This is a genomic window from Dyadobacter sediminis (genome assembly GCF_005860765.1).
GTDB lineage: Bacteria > Bacteroidota > Bacteroidia > Cytophagales > Spirosomataceae > Dyadobacter > Dyadobacter sediminis.
Genome location: NZ_VCEI01000011.1, coordinates 360226 through 386969 on the forward strand (window position 1 = coordinate 360226; position 26744 = coordinate 386969).

Consider the following 26744-nt stretch of genomic DNA (forward strand, 5'->3'; position numbering starts at 1 on the left):
AAAGCTTTTAAACATTGATGAAAATGAAGATCGGAAAAATAAATAAAAAAATTGTGGCAATGGGTTTTATGGCCCTGATGCTGGCAGGACAATCCTGTAAGGACACCTTGGATGAGGAGATTATTTCAGGGATCGGTAATGCCTATATAGATACGCCAAAAGGTTTTGAGGATGCTGTAAAGTCCGCTTACTCATCGCTCAGGTTCTATTATGGTACCCAGCAGGGACTTACCATGAGCGAGTTCGGAACGGATATTTACGCAACTGGTGCCGATGGCGGTTACAAAGGTTTTCACTTTTATGACGGCCAGCTGAACCCGACTGTAGATTACCTGGCAACAACCTGGGACGAACTTTATAAAGGGATCAACACGGCCAATGCGGTAATTGAACATGCGCCGAACGTGGCAGGTGTGGCCGACGCCACCAAAAAGCTGCGTATCGCGGAAGCCAAATTCGTACGTGCGCATTTATACTACATCCTGCACCAGCAGTTCGGCGGTGTGGATCTTCGCCTGACCGAAACGTTGATCCCGACAAAAGAAACAAAAAGAGCAACCGATGCTGAAATGTACGCGGCGATCATCAAGGACCTTGATGAAGCGATTCTGGATCTCGAACCCATAGCGCAGGCTGCCGATTATGGCCGGGCTACAAAACCTGCTGCAGAAACATTGCTTGCAAAAGTTTATCTCGCAAAAGCCTATTCACCGGCAAAAGCTGCCGACGATTTTACAAAAGCAGCTGCATTGTGCACAAACGTGACCACCTTGTATGGGTACAAGCTGCTGGATGATTTCGCCAGTGTTTTTGATGAAAATAATCAGGTAAACAGCGAGGTCGTTTTTGCGATCCAGTACACAGCGGATCCATTGACCAACGGACTGGGGAACAGCCTTCACCTTTATTTCGGTATGCAATATGATGTGCAGCCAGGTATGAAGAGGGATGTATTTTACGGACGTCCGTTCAAAAGGCTGAGACCTACCGAATATTTGCTGAACACGATTTTTAAGGACCGCGTAAACGATTCCCGCTACAAGAAATCGTTCCGCGATACCTGGAAGTCCAACAATCCCGGAACTTACAATGCGGCATCTTTTGATGATTCAAAGGCCAAAGTAACGTTTGCTGCCGGTGACACCGCGATTTTCATTCCGGGATACGAAATGACTGCTGCCGAGCGTGCCAAAAAGCCCTATCAGGTATTGGTGCCGAGCCGCTATTCAGAAGCGCTTTTTCCGACATTGCAGAAATTCTTTGATACAAAACGCCCTGACCTTATTTACGAGCCTGGTAGCCGCGATTACTTTGCATTCCGTTTGGCAGATGTGTATCTGATGCTTGCAGAGGCGCTGGTGCAGACCGGTAAAACCGCAGATGCTGCAACTGCCTTGAATGTAGTGCGTTTTAGAGCTGGCTGGCCGGGCAAGAAGGAGGCAATGTTGCTTCCTGCTGCAAGCGTAACGATGGAAGCTGTGATCGAGGAACGCGCAAGAGAGCTTGCAGGTGAGCAAACCCGCTGGCTGGATTTGAAACGTTGGGGACTGCTGGTTGAACGTGTGAAAAAATACAATCCTCAGGCAGCCAACATTCAGGAGTTCCATACATTGCGCCCGATCCCTCAGACACAGATTGACAGAAGCGCAAAAACGACGGATGGTAAATCAGTGTTCCCGCAAAACCCTGGTTATTAACTGATAAAGGAGAATATCTCTTTCTATCCAGACTAGAATAGCAATTAGTTCGAAGAAAAGCAGGAAAATCTCTAAATCAGAGACTTTCCTGCTTTTGTAATAAGATTATTTAAAATCATATTCCTGGAACGTCCATCTTATGATAATAAAGGATTTTAAGTTATAAAAAAGTAAAGAACAAGGAGAGGCATTTTATAAAAGTTCTTTGAGTAGCACAGTGAGAGTATGCTTTTTTTGTTTTATTTTAAAGCAGCAGCTGAATCAGGTCAGTTATGTCAACGGACCTTCTGTCCGGTTGAGACTATGGAATTGCTTATAAAAGCAATGTATTATTACCACTTACAAATGACAGCATCAAGGCTTGATTAACCATGCTGCTATATTAGCGATATTAAGGTGAGTACCTAATATTTTTCCACCTGGGGCTACTAAGATATAATCAGGAATGCCCCCAATAACTTAACTTAGCTGAATAAGCGGTAATCATGTAATTTAGTAATACTGAACTTTTATAAGATTGGAATGTGCTTGACTCTTAACAAAAAAGCCGTCCATGATTCAATATGGACGGCTTCCCGCTTATGCCTAATAGTACAAATCAATGCAATTCACCTACTGTGTCACCAGCAATTTGATGACTTCTGTAGTAGCTTCAGACTTGATTTTCAATAGGTAAATACCCGAGCTTAAAGACAAACCTGAAATATCCACTTCCGCTTTCTGCCCGGCTATGGCTTTCCGGGCTGTTGCTACCGGATAGCTCTGGCCTGCATTGTTTAACAGATCAAGCGTAATATCTTCACTATGCTTGCCGGATAGCTGCACCGTAAACTGCTTTCCAACTGGGTTCGGGTAAACCGATGACATTTCAGGCTCTGTTTCCAAAGCGGTACTGATTTCTTTTAGACCTTCTCTTGTATTGCTAATCACAACAGGTAAAGTCTGATAAATGAGCTGCGGCGGATTGGAACCTGCCCTCCTGCTAGCAAAACTTACCCATGTACTTTGGCTATCCGGATTATTCAAAAGCAGGCTTACGATTCCATCACCGGATTGTCGCTGTGCATTGACATAGCTGGTCACATCAATTTCATAGTATTTGTATACATCATTCACTATCACGGACCCCAGTGACGGAGTGGATGCGGCCGGTGCATTGTCCCCTTTGATCGTGCCTTCTGCCCAGCTATCATCATTGATGCCATACGCATGAATGGCAATGCTTTTATTGTTTTCAGAGTTATGTCCGTAGATGCGCAGTTTGGCCGAAGTGATTGCGGCTTTTCCTGCAGGCAACTGAAACTTCAGATAAGAACGAAAGTTGAGATTAGGATTGCCTGTGCTGGGCACCTGACTAACAATTAGACTATCGGATTTGAGGTAGGTATTATAGCTCCATAATCCTAAGTTCACAATGGCATTATCAACCGGGATCAAAGTGGGGCTTGCAACAACTTCAATAGCCGAGACTCTTGGAATATCCGCTGCACCGCTCAGAAAGTCAATGTTAAGAACGCCGTCTGTGACCGTGACAGGTATGGTTGCCTGAACTGCACGAAGAGCGCCGCCCGCCTCGGCAAAAATGTCATAGTTGGTCAGTTTGCGGCTGCCTTCAATGTTGACATGGAACTGCCGGCTTTTTGCACCGCCTTTTTTCCCGGGAGCACCAAAGTAGATTTCTGCAAAATGCAAAATTACATTCACCTGATCATTTACCACCGGAATGTTGTAGCTGAAAGAAGGTGAGCTTCGGCCCGAGCGGTAAAGCACATCATTGGTGGTGTTCAGGATGTCGCCGGAGGCAATGGAGCTGGTACGGTCAATGCCGGCGTAATATTGGTCAGGCACAAACAGTTTTTGGGTAGCAGTTGTGAAGGCAGGCCCACCGGCGTTGATGCGCACCAGCGTTTGGGGCGTACATAGCTGCGATGTCCTGACTTCCTCCGTAGTGGCACATCCGGCAGCGTTTCCAGAGATAGTAGCCTGCACAAACGCAATACTTTCACAGACAACTTTGATTGCACAATCCGATAGGAGCGGATTATTGGTAATGGTTGCATCAATGGAAAAATTGGTAGTCGCAGGTCCTTTCACTTGAGCAAGTTCCGCAATGCTGGTCAATGCACTATTTCCGGTAATATAAAGCGGCCCGCTGAAGGACTCGAGCCTTTCGAGTCCATTAAGATTTTTCAAGATTTTGTTATTGGCAATAGATAGGCTCCAATCTACTTGTCTTAGCCTTTTCAGGCCTGTCAAATCTTTGAGCGTATTGTTTGACCCAATACCAAGGCTCTGGAATACCCGGGTCACATTGTGGAGCCCGTTCAAAGTGGTCAGGGCCGGATTTCCGCCTATGGACAAACTGCCCTGAATCCGGGTAATACCTGCCAGCGCAGCAATACTGGTAAGCTTTTCATTGTTACTCACTGTGACACCTCTTATCGGACTTATAAGATGCTCAAGTCCGTTCAGGGTAAGCAGCTTGTCATTGTCCTCAATGCTAAGCCTGGCATCTATTTGCTTCAATGAAGTCAAGCCAGCGATGCTGGTCAGGTTTGGGTTCTGATGGATCTTCAGCGTTCCGGTGATCCGGGTCACATTACGCAGGCCGTCCAGGTTGGTAACGGTAGGTGAAGTAATTTGAAGATCACCATTAACGACCGTGCACCCGGGGTAATTAGAACTGAAATTATCAACATCAGCTTGTGTTGTCAATACGGGAACGCTGCATGTCTGTGACCAGGCTGGGATTGTTGCAAAGGCCAGCAGAAAAACAAATTGTAATATCTTTTTCATAAGATGATTTAGGTGAAATGAAAAGATTGCTTTTATTTAATTAGCTTAACTTGATTATAATCTGCTTAATCGGTTACCAAAACTTTGATGACTTCTGTTGCAGCTTCTGACCTGATTTTTAATAAATAAATTCCTGAGTTCAACGAAAGACCTGAAATATCCACTTCTGCTTTCTGGCCGGCTCTTGCCTTTTCTGCAGTTGCAATTGAATAGCTTTTACCAGCATTGTTCAACAGATCAAAAGAGATATCTGCACCATGTTTGCTGGACACCAGCACACTAAACTGCTTTCCAACCGGGTTCGGGTAAACCGATGAGGACTCAGGCTCTGCTTGCAGGTTTGAGCTGGTTTCTTCATTGCTTAGCCTTGTATTGCTATTCACAACTGGCGAAGGCTGAATGATTAGCTCAGGAGGGTAGGAGCCTGCTTCCTTGCTGTTAAAGACCAGCCTGATATTTCGGTTATTCGGATCAGTCAGCATCAGGCTCACCAGGGTTTCACCGGATGCCTGCTGCGCTTTTACATAGCTGGTCACATCAATTTCGTAGTACTTATAAGCATTATTAACGGCGACATAGCCCAGGGAAGCTGAGGATGCAGCCGGCGCATTGTTTTTGACAATGCCGTTTTCAGTCCAGGTATCATTGTTAACACCATACGCATGTACAGAAACACTCTTGCTGTTTTCATGGTTGTGGCCGTAAATGCGCAGCTTGGCCGAGCCTGCCTTAACGGATTGCGGCAGCTGGAAACGGATATACGAAGAGCGTTTGACGGATGCATCACCGGTTGCATTCTTGACATCCAGTTCCGGCAAGTAGCCGTAGTTGGCTGCGCTGTAGCTTCCATCGCGTACATAGGCATCTGCAACCGGTTTGAGCGTTACACTTGTAACAGGAATGACTTCGATGGCCGAGATTCTGGGCAGGTCCGCTGCGCCGGTCAGAAAATCAATGTTGAGCATGCCGTCTGTGACGTTGACGGTGAAGGTTTCTGCCGTGGCACGCATGGCCCCGCCGGCTTTGACGAAAATATCATAGTTGGTCAGTTTGCGGCTGCCTTCCATGTTGACGTGAAACTGCCGGCTGCCTTTTCCGCCTTTTTTGCCCGGAGCACCGAAGTAGGTTTCAGCGAAGTGCAGGTATATATCAAAGGTGCCATTCGCAACCGGAATGTTGTAGCTGAACGAAGGCGAGCAGCGTGCGGATTGATAGAGTATATCATTGCTTGTATTTGAAATATCTCCCGTTACAATGGAGCTGACACGGTCTATGCCGGAGTAATAAAGATCTGCACTGAACTTCTTTTTGGTAGCAGTAGTAAATTCTGGTCCACCTGCGTTGATGCGGATCGGGGTTGTCGGAAGCAGTGTTTGCTCTGGTGCAAGTTTCACAATCCAGAAATCATAATCTCCACGTGAATTTTCTGTTTTATCTCCGCTTGCAGCAGAGTTTGATTCACCGGCAACTGCCAAGCCTCCGTCTCGGGTAGCAATCAGTCCATTACTAAGTGCCAGATCATTGGATGATCCACCAATTGTTTTGTCCCACACAATGCCTCCACCGGCGGAAAGTTTTACTAACCAAAGATCATGTCCATGGCTCGGCTCTGTTTTATCCAGCGAATTCCCGGAGGTAGTGCTTCCAGCCACAACGTATCCGCCATCACTAGTTTGAATTACTCCCCATTGATTATCATCACCAGCAGCATGAATGGTTTTGTCCCATTCTTTGGTACCATCCGAGGTGATTTTTATTACCCAGTAATCATATTTATAACTGCTTTCCGTCTTGTCGCCTCCTGCCGGTGCGGTTGAGTTTCCGGAAATTATATAACCACCTTCTGAGGTCTGCTTTATTTCCCGCAATGAGCTGTAATCTACTCCACCGTATTCTTTGGTCCATTGCACTGTTGCATTAGAGGATATTTTGATTGCGATGTACCTGTCCGACACTGAAGTATTAGCGCCCAGGATATAGCCTCCATCTGCTGTTGGCGCCAGACTCATCAGTAGGATGTCTCCTGAAAAATCCTTGCTCCATTCCAGTTCACCTGTACGCGAAAGTTTGACTATCCGTGCAGTATGCCAGTTATTTTCCTGCTCCTGACCGGGAGTATAATCACAAGCAATTATCATCCCGCCGTCCGGAGTTAGTTCCATGTCTTCAACCTGCTCCGACTCGGCCATTGCAATTGTTTTCTCCCATTCAAGATTTCCGTTTGGATCCAGCTTAATAATCCAGAGGTCAAACAAACCGACTACTCCCTGAGATTTATCCCCGCCGGCACTGGACTTGGATCCTCCTGCAAGATAATAACCGCCATCTGGTGACTGCCGGACAGTTTTTAATCGTTCGTAGTCCGTACCTCCAAAAGTTTTGTCCCATTGTTTTGTACCGTTTGCTGAGAGCTTAACAATCCAATAATCATAATCACCTCGATTATTTTCAGATTTGTCACCGCTCGCATCGGACTGGGAGTCTCCTGCAAGAATATACCCTCCGTCGCCGGTTTGTTGAATGGACGAAAAACGCTCTGAACCGTAGCCACCAAAGGTCTTGTCCCGCTGAATAGCGGGTTGGGCTAGGAGATTTTGTGCCGAGGTAACAAAGAATGCCATTAACAGTAAAAATGCATACAATGCAGTTTGCAGCTTGTAAATACGGCCATAGCATTTTTGAAATTTAAGCCATGCAAATGTCCTTTGAACATTGCCGGCCATAAAGTGATAGTTAGTTTGTAATGATTGTTGCATTGCGATTAGCTAAATTATGAGTAGTACAAAGTGTCTGATCCTGAAAATAAGTTGTCAGTTTTAGGATGAAAAATAATTGGTTAAACTTAATCCTGATATCATGTTGACAGTTGCATAAAATCTGAATCTTTGATGTAGTATTCTCGACAACCTATCCATTTGCATACTGATCTCCTGAATCTCTCAAAAAAGCAGGTACAACCAAAAACTAAGGAACGTTATACATAAAACCGGCCGATGTGCTGATTATATCAAGTGGAAAAAACAGTAAATTTTCTTCCTTTTTATTTCAAAAGTAACTCAATGACGGGCATTGGAACATAATGAGCAAAGCGTAATTCATGATAAATATACCATCCTGGATTTTAGTGATCATGACGCCAAATACTCGTATGTTTCTTGAATTACCGTTAACTCAGTATTTTAAAAATTACAGTTTGTAAATTGAGGTAACATAATTTAATATGTATATTCAAGGGCGTGAATAATTTGGGGAGTTAAGTAATTTGATGGAGCTAAATAGGAGTATTCACGTTGTTCAAATAAGGAGTTACTTCTATCAATGGTATCCATTAGCTTAACAGGCCTGCATTCAAAATGATTTTACCATTTCAAGTTTAGCAACCAATTCAAATAGAATGACCAAACGTTTTAAAGATTCAGTGGATGCACTTGTGTATGCATTTTTTCATGACTTGTTGGCTAAGGGTAATTGCAGCGCGTGTGCAGTGGGATCTATGGTCGCCTGGGGAGCGGGAGAGAGAAACCGTAAAGACCTTGACCCGGTCTGTATTTATGACCTGGTAACAAACGATATGTGGGCAGAAGCATTTTCCACTACAAATGGAATTCAGGCAAGAGATTTAAAAAAAGAAAAGGAATGGCATATAAAATACTGCATTCAGGCAACCGGATACAATGCAGACCAGCTGGCAAAGGTGGAATATGCCTTTGAAACCAATACCACCATACAGTATGTCGACTATGGTTTTCACAGCAAAGAAGAAATTATGCAAGATCAGTTTAATGGCTTGTGCGCAGTTCTAGATGTACTATGTGAAATAGAGAAGATACCAGATTCTGGTAGTTACAAAAAACAGCTTACGAAATGAAAAACGTATAGTTATGAACGTTATAATATGTATTCTGTTCTAATGATGAGGCATTTCAAGCTAGCATTCAGATGCCTCATGCCTTACAGGTATTGAAATCATTCATAGCAGTAGTCCGGCAGCATCAGCAAACCTTGGACCTGAAGCTCTCATTCAACTAGGTGAATTCAAAGAAAAACGGTTATGAAAATACTGTCCAGCCAGCCCAGCTTCCAGGCTACAATCGTATCACCAGCTCTGAACTGACTGACCATCTGATCCCTCCGTTTTCTTATATTAAAATTAATAGGTGCAATGAATTATGTAAGCCTTTACAATCCGTATAAACTATTTGGAAATGGATCCAACCAAAACGGATCAGTATGCACCTTCTAAAAACTTGTACCGTAAAGTAATTTTTGATATAAGAAATTCCAGAGTTTCTTAACTTCATAGTTTGTAACTACGAATTTACCTAAACAAATATTTAAGTGAAAAATACTTTACGATTTAAGCAATTTGTTAAGTCGTTGCTTGTATTCATGGTCATTGCTCAGGCAAATGTTCTTGCCCAGCCTGCTATTCAGTGGGACAAAACAATTGGTAGTACAGGTTCAGAACAACTCAGTTCAGTACTGCAATCAACTGACGGTGGATATATTTTGACGGGTACCAGCGGGGCAGCCGGCATTGGTGGAGACCGAACAGAACCTACTACCGGTGACGATGAGGCATGGATGGTTAAGCTGGGTCCGGCCGGTACAAAAATCTGGGATGATATTCTGGATCAATACGGCATCACGCGAGTGATTTCAACGATTCAAACGACTGACGGTGGTTTCGTGATTGCAGGTGGATCAGAGGTATTGGATTTTCTTTTAAAATTGGATGCTGCACGGAATGTACAATGGTTTTATCCTTTTTCTCCCGACAATGAATTTTTCACATACACGAATCTGGTAGAGATTGCTGCAACTACAGACGGCGGTTTTGTGGCTGCACTGACGAGTAACGGACGGATACAGGCTGGACAAAAGGATGAAAATCCCATTGGCGGCCTCGATTATCTGATTATAAAGTTTTCTGCATCTGGCGCAATCCAATGGAATAATACCATCGGCGGAACAGGGCAGGATTATTGCAGCACTATTCGCCAGACAGCAGATGGCGGATACATTGTTGCCGGCACGTCTTCATCCGGAATCGGTTTTGATAAAACAGAAGCGCCTAAGTTGGGAACCGATCTATGGATCGTTAAACTAAATGCAAATGGAGTAGTTGTTTGGGACAAAACCATAGGAGGACCAACTGTTCAAAGCATTATACAATCCGCTGATGGCGGCTACATTGCAGGAGGATATTCCAATACGAATGCAGGCGGGGATAAAAGTGAAAATTCAAAGGGAGGATATGATATGTGGATCGTCAAACTGGATCCGGCCGGATCAGTTGTTTGGGACCGCACCATAGGTGGAAGTGGCAATGATTATGTATACGGTTTATTTGAGAATCCGGATGGCAGTATCATCTTAGGCGGGCAAAGTGATTCAGGCATAGGGGAGACAAGACAGAAGCAAGCAGGGAATCGTCTGATTTATGGGTAGTTAAATTGAGTGGAAGCGGACAAAAGATCTGGGACAAGACGTTAGGAGGCCCAGATGCAGAACAGGGAACAACCAATTCTTTGATAATGACAGCGGATGGAGGATTCTTAATCGCTGGAACATCACGCTCAAATGCAGGTGGAAATAAAACTGAAAATTCAAAAGGAGGTCGCGATTACTGGATTGTAAAATTTGCTCCTGAAAACCCACAAACCCCAATCCCGATCCGCATCAATGCGGGCGGACCGGAATTCACGACTGCTACCAAAAAGCTGTTCATAGCTGATAAATATTACTCCGGCATTGATCGCGTCAGCTCCGTTGCAACCGGCGATATTTCGAATACAAGCAATGACATACTTTATCAATCCGCACGCTGTTCTCCTTCGTTCAGCTATAACATTCCGGTACCCAATGGTGAGGTAAGCGTATACCTGCACTTCGCTGAAACGTACTTTGGGGCTCCGGATAAAAAAGGCGGAAAAGGCAGCAGACAGTTTCACGTCAACATGGAAGGCAGCCGCAAGCTGACCAACTTCGATATCTTTGCCAAAGCCGGCGGAGCCATGCTCGCCACAGCAGAAACCTTCACTGTCAACGTCACAGACGGCATGCTCAACATTGACTTTCTGACCGGAGCTGCGGACCTGCCAAGAATATCGGCCATCGAAGTCCTGCCTTCCCCGCAGCGTACGCTAACCTTCATGCCTGAGGCGGATGCGACGGTTCGTGGCGGAATCTATAAAGACCAGAACTTTGGTTCCGATCAGCTGCTCGGTGTCAAAGGCGGTAATGGAAATCTCAACCGTAAAACCTATTTGCGGTTCCGTATGCCAGCTGTTGCCAATGTCAAAAGCGCAACGCTTCGCATCTTTGCCAATAATCACGAGTCTGTATCCGGGGCACCCATTGGGACTGGCGGTGTTTTGAATGACGAATGGACAGAAAATGGAATCACTTTTTCCAACGCCCCGTCACACTTAAATCCGGCTCTTGAATCACGTACATCGGTTCGGGGAGAGTTAAAATACTATGATATGGATGTGACAGACTTTGTCAGATCACAGGTTGCCGGAGATAAAGTGGTCAGTCTTGCTATCGTAACGGCATACAACAACAACCTGATCAATATTCACAGCAAGGAAAATACATCCGGTTTTGCTCCGCAGCTTATTATTACTACTGGTGTGCCAAGTGCCGCAGCGCGCATTGCGATGGAGAAAGTGTCGCCTGAGGCAGTTGTTGCCCCGGCCTCAGCCATTTACCCCAACCCTGCCAAAGACCACATCATGCTGGAAGTCTCTTCCGGCCACAAGAGCGAAGTGGATCTGGAGTTGACAAATATAACAGGCCTTCAATTCCAATTGCAGCGTCCTGAAATCGAAAACAAATCATCCAGACTGAAAATAGGTCTGCCCGGCCAGTTGCCAGCGGGTATGTATCTTTTGAAAGTACAGTCCACAGAGTTCTCAGAAGTGCTTAAAGTGCTTGTAACGGAGTAGTTAAAATCTAAAAGTATAATTTAGGAGAAAGCCGACGGTCCTGACGGATTGCCGGCTTTCTCCTAAATAAAACAATGTTAAGCTGTTTTAGAGTACTTAAATAGTATAATTCCTTTATAAACAAAAAGTTGTAAATGAGTATCAAGCTGGTTCAGGACCTTTTATTTGTTGTATAACAACTGTGGCTCTTGCAGAACTCTAAATCAGCATTCGTTTCAAGATGCGATAGAAAACCCATAATGTTATCTTGATTCTAATAATCAATAAGGTGTGTTCTGTTACAGATTCGCACAGCAGACCATTGCCGCTGATGATGTTATCATCAAAAAGACCATTGTCTAATGACACTGAAACAGATTGACAGGCTTCGATCAAAAATTACAAATATCAAGGAAACTCTGGCCGATGATGGCTCGCAGCTGCCCTGAAATCAAAACCAGCCTCATAGCTCGCCATTACTCAGCGAAATGCTTACATCTGAAACAATTCAGTAGGAGGTTCATTGTTCCGTTTCTCCTGAATTAACCCTTTCATTTGTAGATCCCGGAAGATAGATCAAGTTTAAATTTCTAAATTGCCATTCAGGTGTTTAAAAACAATTAACTCAACAGACTCAGCTAACCTTTTATGAAAATTCCTTTACTATCCCTTTTGTTTCTCACCTGTTTTTCAATGGCTTTTGCCCAGCAAAACAGAATCAGGGAAATCCAGACATTCAGTGCCCGAACGGGGGCCATTCCCGCTTTCAGCAAAGCAACCGGTTCGGTAAGCATGCTTCGTTTTCCCGCAGCAAACGCTTTGAAGCTGGAAGGCGCCGACCCGAAAGAAAAAGCATTCGCTTTTCTGAAACAAAACCCGCAGCTGTTTGCCATCCGGCCCGGTCAGGACGTTTATTTGTTCAAAAAAAGCAACGTGGATAATTATGGTCTGACGCACGTTGAGCTTCAGCAGTACTACAAAGGCATTCCTGTTTTCGACGGTACGCTCCGGTTCCACTTTAACAAAAGCCATGCACTTTCTTCCGTCAACGGAAACTTCATCCCGGTCGGAGATTTGAACGCGGTTCCTGCTGTTTCTCGCGAAGAAGCTGCCGATGAAGCGCTTAAACGGGTACAAGCAGGCAAAAAGAATCTTTCCAAAAAGCCGTTGAAAGTAAAAGCAAGTAATCTGTTTGTTTTCCAGAAAGGATTGGTTCAGGGGTATGCCGGCAACAAACACCTTGTTTATGAATTGGAAGTCAGCAATGATCAGGATGTGCGTGAGCTGGTTTATCTGGATGCACATACCAAAGCAGTCGTTGAACAGATTGAGGGTATCAGTTATATTAAAAGAAGGATTCTGGATCAGGATGGCGTGGTTACCAAATGGAAGGAAGCAGACCCGACTACGTCGCTGACTTCCAACGAAAAGATTGAACTGGAAGTAACCGGGCAGTTCTATAATCTGATGAAAAGTACATTTGATTATACCTCTTTTGATAACAAGGATTCAGAAATGAAATTCCGGCACATTACAGACTATCCGAATGACGATATATTTGCTTCCTGGTCCGGAACCATGGTCGGATTTTACGATAACTCCGTTGCTGATGATGTTATTGCCCATGAATGGGCGCATGCTTATACACAATATACAACCGGTCTGTACTCCGAATGGGAACCGGGTTCCATCAATGAGGCCTACTCGGATATATGGGGCGAAACCTTTGATCAGATCAACGGCTATATGGATGAAGGCGAAAACAATGCGTTAAGAACCGACGAATGCGGAAGTTCCACGCGTTGGCTGATCGGAGAAAAAATGTCTTATCCGGATATTGTCAGGGACATGTGGAACCCGAACTGTACGGGTACGCCGGGCAAAGTTTCAGACTGGCAATATATTTGTGCATCCCGGGACGAAAATTTTGGTAAAAATGTAAATTACAGCGTTCTGAGCCATGCTTATGCCTTGCTTGTAGATTGCGGAACCTACAACGGACAGACCATTAAAGGAATTGGCCTTACAAAGGCGGCACATATTTTCTGGCATGCACAAAAAAACTATGTGACAAAAACGACCGGTTTCATCGTAATGGCCGATATACTGGAATTATCCGCTTCTGAACTGATCGGAATAAGTCTCCGGAAACTTTCCACATCGGCCACTTCGCCGGGACTTAGCGGGCAGATGATTACCGAAGATGACGTTCAGCAGCTTACAAAAGCGATTGCGGCAGTGGAGCTCCGGATGCCCCCGGATTGTTATATGCCTAAAACTTTCAGTGCAGTAGATACTCTTTGTGCAGGTGCATCCAAAGAGCATGCGCTTTTCTATGATGATTTTGAGTCCGGCCTGCAGAACTGGACGGTATCCAACAAAGGAACCAATCCTACCTGGACACCGCGTAACTGGACTATTCCGGCAAAATCGCCCGGGTTAGGACATGGGAAGGTTGCTTTCGGACCTATTTTATCTGGTGGATGCAATACGGGTGACACCAACTATCAGAACGGCCTTATATCACTGATTTCCCCGGCCATAACCGTCCCGGCGGGTTCAACAGGAGATTACATGCTGGCATTCGACCATTATGTAGCCATGGACTCGGTACTGGATGGCGGCAACATCCGTTACCGGATCGATGGCGGTGCGTGGATCCTGGTTCCTGCTGCGGCTTTTACTGCCAATCCTTACAATGCAGTCCTCAGATCATTAACTGACTCGATTGCCAATCCGCTGCAAGGCCAGCCTGCCTTTACGGATGCCGACATCGGACCGGAATGGGGACATAGCCGTATTGACCTTTCATTGCTGGGCTTGCGGGATGCCGGTCAGAAGATCCAGTTCCGCTGGGATCTGGGTACCATCGGGTGCGGCAGTCTGGAAGGCTGGTATATTGACAATGTAACGGTTTACTCCTGCACAGTTCCATCCATTCAGTTTCTGGACGATTCCTCTTATGTCAGCGAAGCCGATGCGGAAGTAAAAGGATCAGAGGCCTGTCTGCCCTATGTTGAAAAGATCATCCGGGTCAAGCTCAATGCTGCACCCTCAGCGCCTGTGACGGTTACTATGAATACGCCGGCGGGAAATGCAATCCAGGGCGAAACAGCGGATTACACGTTTTCACCGGCTACGTTCGTGCTCAAGGAAGATCATCTGCTGCAGGATATTACCGTTCGCATTTATGACGACGCTTATGTGGAAGGAAATGAAAACATCGTTTTTTCCTATACCTTTTCAGGCGGCAATGCATTTGCCGAAACCACAAGCCAGCGGCATTTACTCAAAATCATTGACAATGATGCAGAACCGCTTACGGGCAGTAAAGAAATATTGTCAGAGGATTTCAGCGATGGATTTCCCGCAGGCTGGAAAATATTCGGCGGTTACTTTTATCCTTATACATGGGGCGTTGTAGATCAGCGGTTAATAGTAAGCAATTATTTTGAAAGTGATTATATGCGTGGCCCGTATGATGAAACGGTGGAAACCCGGACTTTCAATACTTCCGGGTTGTCAAACATTAAACTGTCATTTTATGATGATTTCTATTTTTTCTATTCCGATCCAACGATCCTGGAGGTAGAAGTCTGGGATGGCGGAACGTGGCAAAATCTGTTGAAACGTACGAATTTAACAGAAACCAATATTGACATAGATAATGCACGTATACAAGAACTGGACATTCCTGCTGAATATGCCAATTCTGAAATGAAAGTCAGGTTCCATTTCTTTGCACAAGGATCCGGATTCTGGTCTATCGATGATGTGAAAGTGACTGCCGGCAAAAAAGCATCCGTTGCCAATGCGGTGAGTAAAACTTCCGATTCGCAGTACCTCGGCCCGAATGCCACCGCTTACTTTTATGATTCCGAAACAGGAAATCTTCAGGCTAAAATCAAAAACCTGACCGCTCATGATTATGGCTGCACGACAGTAAAAATTGACCGGGCAGGAAAAGATACCACTTCATGGGTCGGCGGTTATCACATCACCAGAAAGACCTTTCTGGTAACTCCAACTAACAACAATCCGGCAGGCAATTACGAGATCACGCTTTACTACAAGGCTTCCGAACTGCCGAATTTCAGCGGTCCGGACATCGTGTCCATGGGTAAAAGTGAAGGCAGGATCGGCAGTGACAATACAACTTCCAATTCGACGGCAGAAATTGTTCAGAGAACTAATTTTGGTTCGGATTATGCCTACACGGCCACTTTTCACACGGGTTTTTCAGGCTTCGGGCTTTCGGATGCGCCAGCCGGCGGACCGCTTCCGGTCACCTTATCAAAGTTTGAAGGCAAGAAAACTGCGGAAGGAAACCTGTTAAGCTGGACGACAACTTCCGAAGTAGACAACGCGTATTTTCTGGTGGAAAGAAGCAGTGATGGCCGCGTTTTCACAACAGCAGGAAAGGTAGAGGCCCTGAAAGGAAGCCAAACGGAAAGAAGCTACCGTTTTCTGGATACCGGCTTTGCAAAAGGCATCAGTTATTACCGGTTGAAGCAAGTGGATCTGGACGGCAAATCGGTGTACAGCCGCATCCTGGCGCTGGATGCTGCAACAAAAGGTGAAATCAAACTTTACCCGAACCCGGTACAAAAAGCGCTGACGCTGGAGCTGCCCGATGCAAGCAGTGAAAAGGTGCAGATCAAACTTGTGAATGCGGCCGGCCAACAGGTGTTTGTTCAAGAGCAGGCTGAAAACCGCAACGGCAAAATAAACATTGATATTGAAAAGCTACCCGCAGGTATTTATCAGGTGATTGTTACGGGAGAAAGCAAAAGCTGGGTTTTGAAGATGCTTAAAATGTAAATCTTAATAAAAGGAGAAAAACATAACCCGGGGCCGGCTCAAACGTGGATGAGCAAGCCCCGGGTTTATTTATTGGAATTTAACAGTCGTCTTTGGTTCTGGATTGTGTTTGCATATGCTCAAAAATTCACATTTTTTGATATGGTGATGATTTTCAATAGTTTAGCAAAATCACCGTTCCTGTTGCACAACTCCTTGTGTTAATTAGATCTGGACTTCTGATTAATAATAATATATTTATGTCTTTATCGAGAGACAAGCTAAATGCCTATCTATACTCATGCTTAAATTTAAATAATGGCCGAATGTACTGGCAGGAAAAAATTGATCGAATGTCTTCACGGTTTGCTGTGACAGATTTTAATAGACGCTTCACAGATTGGTTTGAAATCCTGAAAACCCTGGAAGATCGATTCATAATTAAATCTGACTCGAATTTTCACTTCTCTAACTGGTCCGAAACCTTAAAGTATCCAACTTTAATTCGGACTGTTACTAGGGAAGCGGTCAACTTAGAAATTGATAGATTAGATTCCGATTGCAATTACTGGATGGTTGTGGTACATGACGATCATCCGACTGCAAAACATGTTGTCTACGATTGCAAGCCAATAGTGATAAATGCACTCATTGAGATAAATACGGGCATTTTTTTTATTGGGGATAAAAAGTATAACTGGTTTGTTCAATTTAAGCCGATAGAGAACAGCATGGTTTCTTTGATCAAATCAAGTCAGCCTCAGACTCCTTTTGAGAAAGAAATCTTGTATCAATAGTAGCTGGCTCCTTTGCAAGTGTTAACAATATAAAAAGCCGTCAGGACTTGGATCAGGTAAACAGTTCCTTTAACAAATGCTTTCTTTGTCTGCTCAGCAGAACCTGCTGGCCTCCTTCCATTAAAAGAAAGCCACCGTCTTCTTTCTTGTAAGATACAATCCGGTTTTTGTTAACCAGAAATGACTGATGTGTCCGAAGGAAACCATATGGTTCCAGAAGGGATTCATATTCATTTATAGGTTTGCTGACTATTATTTCTCCCAAATCTTTGACATAAAATGTGGTGTAGCTGTTACTTGAACGACAGAAAACAATGTCATCTATGAGCACATAGTGGATTTCAGCCGCCTCTGGCAAAGCAATTTTCTTTTGCCTGAGGCTATGCATATTTTCAAACGATTGGATAAGCATATTCATTTGCAATTCCCTGTCACGTCCTTTCTTTTTTATTCCGGCTTTTTCAACTGCTCGTGAAAGTTCCTGTACGTCCAATGGTTTGAGCAGGTAGTCCGTAGCTGAGAACTTGATTGCCTGAATGCCATAGTCGTCATGAGCCGTCACAAAAATGACGCTGACCCGGTGAAAATTCATTTGTCTTAACAGGTCAAAGCCGGTTTCGTTCTGCAGCCTGATATCCAGAAACAGTATTTCAATATTTTCTGATGCCAGTACTGCAAGTGCTTGCTGTACGGTCTGCGCATGTGCTGACACATTTACCTGGGGACAATGCGCAAGCAAAGCCAGTCGCAGGTTGTTTATGGCGCTCCGTTCGTCGTCTACGATCAAGGCAGAGATCCGGTTTAATTCAGCCATCCTGAAAACGTGATTTTGGTTTGAGATCCGCCTCTCTGTGGCCCGCTAACTTCCTGACCAATGGTTTGACCAGAAGTTATTTGCAGGGTTATAGGCATATCTGTAAGTTTTTCATTGAGCAATGCGATTCGTTTTCTGATAAGGAAAAGCCCGTGACCGCCTGCATTTACCTGCGGGTCAAAGCCGATTCCATTGTCAGAAACGGTAAGAATTAGGTCGTTCTTATGGCAGTTGACTTGTATCGTCAGTTGAGAATTTGATGAGCTGTCTGCAAATCCATGCCGGATGCTGTTTTCCAGTATGGGTTGCAAAAGCAGTGGAGGAAAATCAATTTCTGCAAGATCCTGGCCACAATCATTCTGAATGGAGTAAGAAAAAGGCTTTCTTTTAACTTCAAGCATCAGATAGCGTTCTTCAATCTGAATTTCTTCCTGAAGAGACACAAATTCTTTTTTACTGCTGTCCATAATGATCCGCAGGAATGTAGCGACATCGTGTATATACCCACTTGCTGTTTCAGGATCACCGTGCCGGATTAATCCCTGAACTGCGTTAAGCGAATTGAAAAGAAAATGCGGATTCAGCTGGCCACTCAGCAGCTGCAGGTGATTTTCCACTTCCAGCTTCTTGCGGTTTAAAGCCGTGATCTGTTTTTTATACCGGCGCTTTTGTAACAGATATCCGGTTCCAAATAGCACAGCCAGCCCTGCAATTGAAAGTGTCCAATCCATCCATTTGGCCATACCCGCTGCTTCCCTGACCCGAATGGTTACGGTGTGTATGCTTTCCCGTTGGTGCTTGTAGCGCAGAAACACCTTCAGCGTTTGTCCGGCTTTGGGATTATGAATATAGATGTAAGAATATTCATTGATAAATTTCAGGTTTTTCCCGCCCAGGTCTCTCCATAGATCAGGATGGTCGCTGAATGCATATTCGATTCCGCTGTTTCGGATTGTTTGCCCAAAGAACTGGTATTGAAAGTCATCGCTGAATCTGAGAAAGGCCGAATTGCCGGCCTCCATTTCGAGCGAGTCATTTTTAGCATGGTAAGTGGTCAGCTTTTTATTGACTTCGGTATTTAAAATTTCTTCAAAATGCTTCGCAGACGAAAACTGAACGAAGTCAAAGTGGTTCGGGGCACTTTTAACACGTTTAATTGAAAAATAACAGGACTCGCCTCCTGCAAGCTTGTTGCGTACAAAGACGCGCAGAGAATCACCTACTGCAAGACGGAACTTGCCTGCATGGAAATTTTTCAAAGGCATTGTTTCCGGCTGGTCTGCATGTTCAGACAGGTCGCCCAGCCTGGCATAGCCTACATAAAAGTCCGGATCAGCAGGCAAGCTCACTATTTCCTTCCAATCATTTTGGAGCCTGCCATTCAACTCCGTCCTGAACTGTAAATTAATAAGGTTGGATGCAAGTCCTTTTTCTGGCCGCAAACCTTGTTGTAACTGCGTGTAAAAGTCAAGCGAAAATTCAGCTACGGAAAGGAAGAAACGCGAAAGAGATACAGTGGTGAAGTTTTTGGTCAGTAAAGAATCCGTGTACAGAAATTGATTTTCGTGATTCAAAGTAAGGAATGAAACCTGACTTGTGTTGCCGTTTAAATTTGTATTTCCGGCCCTTGTTACCAGACAGGAATCACAAACTCTTCCGTTTACAATCTTCTTAATTACCATAACTGGCGAGCTATCTTGTCCTGCTGCCAAAAACGGCATAAGCAATAGAAGGAATGTTATTGACTTTTTCATTTTTCAGATCATTTAACTGCACTGCAATTAGCGCAAATGATCCATGACGAAAACATGTAAGTTTGAATTTGGCAGGTTTTTGTTTGAATTGGTCCTATAAGATTTTTAAAGGATAATTATTCAATATTCAAAAATTCAAAGAAAAATAATAAACTGATCCGTTAAAGTTAACAACCATGTAAAAGGATTTGCTCCCGATTTTACACGTTGAGGCATATAATACCTCTACCAATTCAAACCACTTGTTTTGTTAGAACTTAGTATCTTAAACAATTATAAAAGGATGAAAAAGTTGCGTAGAAAATTTGGTTCATCCTTATAAGGCGTGAGTAGCTATTAAAGCAATTAAAAAACCAGAAGCACTTTCTGAGCTTGCGGTTTGCTTTGAAGTGCATGCGAATGAGATATCATTATGGCAATCGGAATTTCCAACCAATTTGGCGACCGCGTTTGAACCAAGTGGGAAAAAAAGTTGCCAGTAATTGTGAAATCAACAAGCTTTATTATAAAATTGGCCAATTGGAGATGGAAAAAATGCCCGAATTTTAAGACAAAAACAGCTTTCAAACTTTCTGATTTTTTGGGACACTTACAATAGCAGTTCTAAATAACGGGTACCATGTTGGATCGTCTGTAGTAGCTTTTTTTATTGTAAGTTTAGCATGCTATTTCTTCTTAGCAAAATAAGTGAAGTGAATACAACATGTTCTCCACTGAAAACTTTTGCAAAATAGGCAGTAGCAAACTGCTTTGTGTTTCAATGGATAAAACAAAACAGAAGATTTTTTGTAAGGATTATCCCGTAGCTTAAAATCAGGGATTTGTAGTGTAAATACGTCTGCTTTATTTCTCGCATGTACGTTTTTGCTTTTTTATAAAACAATCATCATTTGCTATATATTTAACTCAAAATTCTGTCCCATTTTGATTGGTCCTATCATTGTACTTTTTTTCGATTGAACGAAGGAACCAAGTAACAATCGTAAATACAGAAAATGACACTGCAAAAAAGTATAACAGGGCAAACCAACCAACCGTAAAAGATTTCCCATTTTCATTTTTGATGAATGGAATTAATCCCCAAAGTTGGTAAGCGAAAAACAGCCCTGCAGCTATTATTGAAATATTTCTTATAACTGATATCTTGCTGTTAAATAGTGTTATCAGGTGCCTTACAATGATGTATGTAAGACCCAGCAAGTAAATAATTACTGAAATTACCAGTCCCATAAATTTTTAAATGTAATTAAATGACTATTAAAGATAAACGCAGATTTTCAATAAGTTTGAAAGGTCTTTAAACATGTTGCAAATAGCGATTGTTATTGCAGTACGTTACTAGATGAACCCAATCCAAATTTCGTGTTTAAGGGATTAGAAGAAAAAACTTTCCGCCTAACACAAGATCGGAGAAAGGGCATGAGGCAGGAACAAGTATTTGAACCAGAATCCTTTACATTGGATCAATACAAAATTGTAACTTCATATTTTAATAGATCAGTTTACTGTTGATATCCTCCTATTAATAAATAGGGGCAAAATGCCTTCTTATTGATGTAATCTAAGCGATTTACATGAATGCCATTGAGCTTCCTATTCTATATTTAACAGGCAATGTAAATCCAATCTCCTGAACATTGATTTTAAAATTTAAAAGATTGTTTTTCTCATCTATACAATCAGGTAGAACACGTCTGATTTTACCTTTTGATTCATGTTATAATTTATTAATATGAACCGCAAGATATTAATTGTTACCGGAGATGGTGGTGAAAGTTACGAAACGCTCTATGCCGTTCACCGCTTTCAGGAAGAAGGTGATGTTGCCGTTATCGCCGCTCCCAGTAAACGCAGACTTAATCTGGTAATGCACGATTTTGAAATCGGCTGGGACACGTATGTTGAGCGCCCTGGTTATTGCCTGGCTTCGGACCTGGTGATTGAGGAGGTTGTCGTTAGTGACTATGATGCTATTTTGCTGCTCGGCGGACGGGCTCCGGAATACTTACGCAACCATACGGCGTTACTGGAAGTAGTGCGCGAGTTTGATCGGCAGCAGAAATGGGTCTTTGCTATTTGCCATGGGATCCAGATCCTGGTTACAGCTGGATTAGCGAACAACCGGACGCTGACCGCTTACGAGCACGTGCGAACTGAAATTGAAATGGGGGGTGGCACGTATTCTACTCAACAAGCCATTCGTGACGGGAATATAGTAACCGGACAGACCTGGCAATCACACCCGGACTTCTATCGGGAAGTATTTACCTGTTTCAAAGAGACGGAAAAAGTGAATGCATAGGCGGATACTGCCTTGCCGGGCTCTGCTTGATTAGTCCTGTTCTTCATTGGTTGCATTTAAGTCGGCCTAACTGCAAGATCCGAATAGGGTAAGCAAACTTCAAACCAGATTCTCTATCCGTATTACATTGAAATAGCCTTACACTATTCAGAAGTTGCTGCCAAATGATATTTGGTTGTATAACAATATGTTATGTTTGATAAGCCTCTAAAATGACGAAGACAGACCAATGGCCAATAAAGCAAGTGTGCTGAAAAGGGAAGCCAGCCGGTCTTCCGTCCGGTAGAGTTGATTCAGGTTGTCTTCGGCAAAGGAGTAAGTGAAAACCTGCCCGGGGAAAAACTGTTTGGACGTGCGTTCAATATGGCGAATGCTTTGCGGGATATTTCGGCTGTTGATCCGGATATAAGTCGTTGGAAAGAATTGTTTTGGCGTAAAGGAATAAACAAGAAGCGGACTGCGCTTTTTGAGTGAAGTAATCTGAAAATCCTCCACCACACCAATCACTTCCCCCCGAATAACGCTTAATTCGAGAACGGTATGGACGGGTTTTTTCAGCCCAAGCGCTTTGGCAAAGCTGCGGGTAATGATGATGGGTTTTTGATTGGCGATTTTACCGGCTTTTTCCGGATTGACCACATTGGAAAGCGAATCATAGTTTAATACATCAGAAGGTCTGTTGATTGAATAGTTTCTTCCTTCCCGCAGGTGGCTGCCCATGGTTTCAATAAAATCTGCATCCGCATGGACAAATCCGAATTCAAGCCGCTTCTCTGAATCGGAAGGATCGGGTATACTGGCTGTACTGCCTATATTTTCCCCCAGGTTCATGTCCACGTAAGTAACGGCCTGAATGTTGGGATCATTCAGCAGGGCCCGCTTGAATGCATTTTCACTGGTTCCCAAACTGGCTTGCGGCAAGACAAGCAAGTGACTTTTGTTAAATCCCAATGGCCGGTTATGAAAAAGGTCGAGTTGCTTGTAAATCACGATGGTAGCCACAATCAGGATGACAGAAATGGCAAACTGAAATACGATCAAAGCACTTCTCAGGTTTAAGTTGATCCGGATGCCTCCTTTATTTCCCTTGAGAAGACCGGCCGGCTGCATTTGGCTGACCAGAAAAGCAGGGTAGGAGCCAGCCAATAATCCGGCCAGCAAACTGACCGCCCCAAAAAACAAGCTGTTCTCTATTCTCAGCAGATCGTTTACGGGCACATCAACCTGAAGATAATTACTGAACACAGGCCATACAAGTAAAGACAGCAAAGCAGCCAGCACCGTTGCCACACCAAAGAACAGCAGTGATTCTGCCAGAAACTGAAAGATCAGTTGCTTCTTTGAACTGCCGAGCGTTTTTCGGACCCTGATTTCCTTGATGCGCTGCATGGACTGGGCAGTCGTCAGATTGACGTAGTTGATCCCGCCGATCAGCAGGATCAGCACAGCGACACTTGTAATCATGTAAACGTGCCGGATGTTGCCGAGATTAAAATTACTGCTTACAATATCGGCTGAGTAAAGGTGTATGTCGGCGACCGGCAGCAGAAAGTACCGGTTTTTTCCATCCGGTTGTATTTTTTAAGCACACGCTGTATCCGGGCTTCCATTCTGGCTGGATCAACCGGCTTTTTAAACATGACATTTTAATATATTATGTACATTTATTATAAAACTACTTCAAAAGAAATCAGGTGTATACATGCGGGATTCCGTGAGTTATTAAATTATTTATTCCCCAGAAGATAGAACCTGTTTTCGGTTTTTTGTACAAGTATACTGTCTTCATACACGTTTGACACGAATGCCCAGCCCTGGCACTTTTCGTTATTCATATAAGTATCAAATCTTACTTTGGTTAATTCCTGGCCATTGAACGTTATGGTAAACTCCGGATTACTGAAATTCCAGGAGCGTTCAATCATTTCTGATGAAGCAAATAAACCTTCAGTTACCCTTAGATCTGTAATGCTTTTCTGCCGGCTGCCATCTGAATAGGATATTATTAGTGTTGCAGATGTATCTGCCGGGGATGGATAAATTGTATCGTTGCTGACGACCTGAAACAGGAATGATGGAGGAGGTGACTGGCAATCCACGTTAGTATTGCAACTGATTAACAGGCATAGCATTGATCCTAAAAGAAAATAAGGAGGCAGAATCCTTCGCAGAATGGTTATGTTCATATGATTGGTATAGTTTAACTTACTTTTGGACACATAACTGTCACTTTGTGTTGTAACATACTAGTCAGCATATGTCATAACCGTTTTTAGACAATCGGTCAATTTTCAATTCACTGTTGATAAGCTGACCTGCCAGCATGAAGGCTTCTGTGATTCCCCAACTGCACTAAACGAAGCAGAACAGCAGCAGGACATGCAATTCAATGTGTACAAGCCACTAAAACCGTTTTCCTATGGAAATGGAAAATTGAGGAATAATCACATCCCCGTTCGTATCCAACTGCATGCCTGCCAACGCTCCGACAACAATATCTTTTCCAAATGTATATCTGGCAAATAATTGTGTTATTGCAACAGCTGCAATCGTACGTTGGGGTTCCGTGTTCCTGAGAATTCTTAGCGGATAAGGATATCCGGTAAGAGCAGGAAAAAGTAGCACTCTGTCATCTGCCAGGGAAGTGGATTGGTACCGGGCAGCTACACCCAGCTTGATTCCGATATCCGCGTTTTTTGTCCGAACAGCATGGTAACCAATTTTTCCGGCTAACTGCATTCCGGCTGTTGTAAATCGATAAGACATATCTTCTTGTGGGGAATGATCCAGCTGAACTAACAATAGATCTTCCCCATCATGAATAGTCATTGCAAGCTCGGTTGACCAGGACAGTTTAGGACGGAATTGTTTTTCATATTCGAATCCGACCATTAACCCGTATAAATCTCCGGTGCCGTGTTTTCCTGCTCCAATGTTGGTACTGAGCAGCCGCTTTGGCAACTCCTGAATGCCTTGTCCGAATGCATTAGTATGTAAAAGAAAGCCAACAACCCATAAAAGTATATTTTTCATATTCAGGTTTAAATGAACTGGTGACTTCCAGTTCCACCAATATATAAAAACCATGGTATTTCTTTCCATTTATGCATATACATTGTTGGTATACTTTTAAAATAAATATCCCATAACAATGAGAATTTGTCTATCCCGACGTTAGTCTTAAAATTCTAAATACGTTGACCAAAGTATCTTGAACATCGGTTTACAAAAAGGCCAATGTTCCTTATAATGCTGTTTAACAGCCCATATCAATTCTTGTAATTAAAATCTGCAATCCTGCCTCAGCAAATACTTTGTTCCGTTATTCCCTGCGCGTTTTCAACATACTTTAGACGAAATCAACAAAGTAGTGTAACCTGGAAATCGGAGCTTCTTTTTTTATTACAATTTAATGAATGCCATCCTGTGCTGTCCGCATCAATAGCCGCGTGAGAAGCTGCAAAGCATTTTAGGCTTTCTTGATTCGCATTACTAAACAAGCTCTCACTTGCAGGATAAAAGGATGTATTAAATTTGAAATTCTTATGTAGGGTTTTGCCAACCCATACATGAAGGTGATTGTGGAAAGCAATAATACCTGTATCAACGCATCAGAAATTCGTTGCAATGTTCAGGTTTAAACCCGCTTCAACAAGAAAATTAAAAATCTAAAATGCAAAACCAACGCTTGCTTTGGCGTTGAACTCTCCGCTTTCAACCTTTATGAGCTTTTTGTCCGAGCTTAAACCGGAAAAACCGATTAATGCATCAAAGTACAATCTATTAAATAGACGCTGCTGATATCCTGTCATTATTCCTGCGCTTGAGTAGGCATTGGTAACCGGGTTCAGGAACGAAGCATCCCTGTAACGCCATATGTATGCTAAGCGGCTGCCCAGGTATAAGCCAGATAAATTATCCGAAGCCCGGCCTTTGCTAATCTGCTTTTTTTGTAAATAATAAAAACGAAGTTGTGCTTCGCCCATGGTCGTTGCTTGTATACCTGAATATCGCCCCAATGACGTTCTGGTTTCATTCCACAAGCTAAAATTAAGTGACAATGGGCTTGGCCCCAATTTTCGTTCATATCCGATTTCTCCCCGGATGAATTGACCGCGTATGCCAATATTAACCTCAGGCAACCGGACTTTAAAATGCTTTCTTACCAGATAATCGCAGTATAAAACGTCACATAATGGGCCTCGGTCATTTTTTTTCCAATCTCCAAAGGCCAGTCCGATTAAGGACCGGGATGCAAAAACCAGGTTATCGATACGAAAGGCAGTTGGGACTTGCATTCCTGAGGTAAACCATTCCGGAAATGGCCTCAGGTAGTACAGGCCCAGAGAGAAGTCCAGAAAGCCATTATTGAGAAAACGGCCCTGAAATCCGTAGGACATACTAAAATGATCCCTGACTTTTCCGTTTTGAATAGCAGCAAGTGAGCTTTCATAGGAAATTGACAGATAGCTTCCAGTGAAGTTGTTTGCACTTTGCTGACGCGCGATCCGTTTTCTCATATTGGGATACCAGCGTGCGCCACCACTTGCAAACAGATTTTGTCCGTTTAGTTGCCTGTCTATTAAGCTGAAAGAAATGCCATCACCTTCACGGGCGGTACGCGAATAAATGCCTGCCTCCAAGGATAAAAATGGCAGAACTTTATATTCAAATACGGTGCTGATACCCATTCCTTTGTAAGTAGTTGCTGTATAACCTAATTTCAGGATCTTCTTCGTCGGGATTTTAGTCATGAATACATTTTCATAACGGTCTATAAACCGCTGTACTATAACCGTATCAGATTCCTGTGAAAACACAACGGATGTCGTATCCTGGGCGAATAACGGCA

15 protein-coding genes are annotated in these 26744 nt (G+C 43.5%); 7 read left to right on the top strand and 8 right to left on the bottom strand.

All coding sequences use genetic code 11. From position 1 onward, the window contains the following. Positions 1–23 precede the first annotated feature (23 nt). On the top strand, positions 24–1697 hold the full coding sequence (locus FEM55_RS02475; protein ID WP_171036441.1) for a RagB/SusD family nutrient uptake outer membrane protein: 1674 nt from the start codon (positions 24–26) through the stop codon (positions 1695–1697). Between the two features lie 612 nt (positions 1698–2309). Here the strand turns inward: FEM55_RS02475 and FEM55_RS02480 are convergent. Both FEM55_RS02480 and FEM55_RS02485 read right to left on the bottom strand, forming a co-directional pair. Next, the gene (locus FEM55_RS02480) at positions 2310–4493 is read right to left on the bottom strand and encodes a CBM96 family carbohydrate-binding protein (protein ID WP_138279727.1); all 2184 of its coding nucleotides are present in this window, start codon (positions 4491–4493) and stop codon (positions 2310–2312) included. Positions 4494–4558: 65 nt separating this feature from the next. Continuing rightward, positions 4559–7216 carry a CBM96 family carbohydrate-binding protein gene (locus FEM55_RS02485; protein ID WP_171036442.1) on the bottom strand — a complete coding sequence of 886 codons (2658 nt, stop codon included), beginning with the start codon at positions 7214–7216 and terminating at the stop codon, positions 4559–4561. A 671-nt stretch (positions 7217–7887) separates the two neighbouring features. On the opposite strand from FEM55_RS02485, the gene FEM55_RS02490 reads away from it, so the two are divergent. The 5 genes from FEM55_RS02490 (at position 7888) to FEM55_RS02510 (ending at position 17022) form a co-directional block, all read left to right on the top strand. Next, positions 7888–8361 carry a hypothetical protein gene (locus FEM55_RS02490; protein WP_138279729.1) on the top strand — a complete coding sequence of 158 codons (474 nt, stop codon included), beginning with the start codon at positions 7888–7890 and terminating at the stop codon, positions 8359–8361. Between the two features lie 470 nt (positions 8362–8831). Next, positions 8832–9944 carry a hypothetical protein gene (locus FEM55_RS02495; protein WP_138279730.1) on the top strand — a complete coding sequence of 371 codons (1113 nt, stop codon included), beginning with the start codon at positions 8832–8834 and terminating at the stop codon, positions 9942–9944. Between the two features lie 5 nt (positions 9945–9949). Continuing rightward, on the top strand, positions 9950–11446 hold the full coding sequence (locus tag FEM55_RS02500; RefSeq protein WP_171036443.1) for a CBM96 family carbohydrate-binding protein: 1497 nt from the start codon (positions 9950–9952) through the stop codon (positions 11444–11446). 627 nt (positions 11447–12073) lie between these two features. Then, positions 12074–16246, top strand: a complete 4173-nt coding sequence (locus tag FEM55_RS02505; RefSeq protein ID WP_138279732.1) for a M4 family metallopeptidase — start codon at positions 12074–12076, stop codon at positions 16244–16246. A gap of 305 nt (positions 16247–16551) precedes the next feature. Then, on the top strand, positions 16552–17022 hold the full coding sequence (locus FEM55_RS02510) for a hypothetical protein (RefSeq protein ID WP_138279733.1): 471 nt from the start codon (positions 16552–16554) through the stop codon (positions 17020–17022). A 52-nt stretch (positions 17023–17074) separates the two neighbouring features. Here the strand turns inward: FEM55_RS02510 and FEM55_RS02515 are convergent, their stop codons facing one another. The 3 genes from FEM55_RS02515 to FEM55_RS02525 form a co-directional block, all read right to left on the bottom strand. Continuing rightward, positions 17075–17836 (bottom strand): LytR/AlgR family response regulator transcription factor, encoded by a 762-nt coding sequence (locus FEM55_RS02515; protein ID WP_138279734.1) that lies wholly within the window; start codon positions 17834–17836, stop codon positions 17075–17077. Continuing rightward, positions 17824–19518, bottom strand: coding sequence for a sensor histidine kinase (locus FEM55_RS02520; protein WP_171036444.1), 1695 nt, complete (start codon positions 19516–19518; stop codon positions 17824–17826). The genes FEM55_RS02515 and FEM55_RS02520 overlap by 13 nt, the downstream gene beginning before the upstream one ends. Positions 19519–20496: 978 nt before the next feature. Beyond that, positions 20497–20820: a hypothetical protein gene (locus tag FEM55_RS02525; RefSeq protein WP_138279736.1), complete on the bottom strand. Its 324-nt coding sequence runs from the start codon at positions 20818–20820 to the stop codon at positions 20497–20499. Positions 20821–21322: 502 nt separating this feature from the next. Between FEM55_RS02525 and FEM55_RS02530 the strand changes: the two genes are divergently transcribed. After that, on the top strand, positions 21323–21892 hold the full coding sequence (locus FEM55_RS02530) for a DJ-1/PfpI family protein (RefSeq protein WP_138279737.1): 570 nt from the start codon (positions 21323–21325) through the stop codon (positions 21890–21892). Between the two features lie 207 nt (positions 21893–22099). Here FEM55_RS02530 and FEM55_RS02535 read toward each other — a convergent pair whose 3' ends face one another. From FEM55_RS02535 to FEM55_RS02545, 3 genes are all read right to left on the bottom strand, one after another. After that, positions 22100–23356 (bottom strand): FtsX-like permease family protein, encoded by a 1257-nt coding sequence (locus FEM55_RS02535; protein ID WP_138279738.1) that lies wholly within the window; start codon positions 23354–23356, stop codon positions 22100–22102. Positions 23357–24295: 939 nt separating this feature from the next. After that, complete coding sequence (locus FEM55_RS02540; RefSeq protein ID WP_138279739.1) at positions 24296–24925, bottom strand: hypothetical protein; 630 nt, start codon at positions 24923–24925, stop codon at positions 24296–24298. A gap of 635 nt (positions 24926–25560) precedes the next feature. Further along, on the bottom strand, positions 25561–26646 hold the full coding sequence (locus FEM55_RS02545; protein WP_138279740.1) for a hypothetical protein: 1086 nt from the start codon (positions 26644–26646) through the stop codon (positions 25561–25563). Positions 26647–26744: the final 98 nt, after the last annotated feature.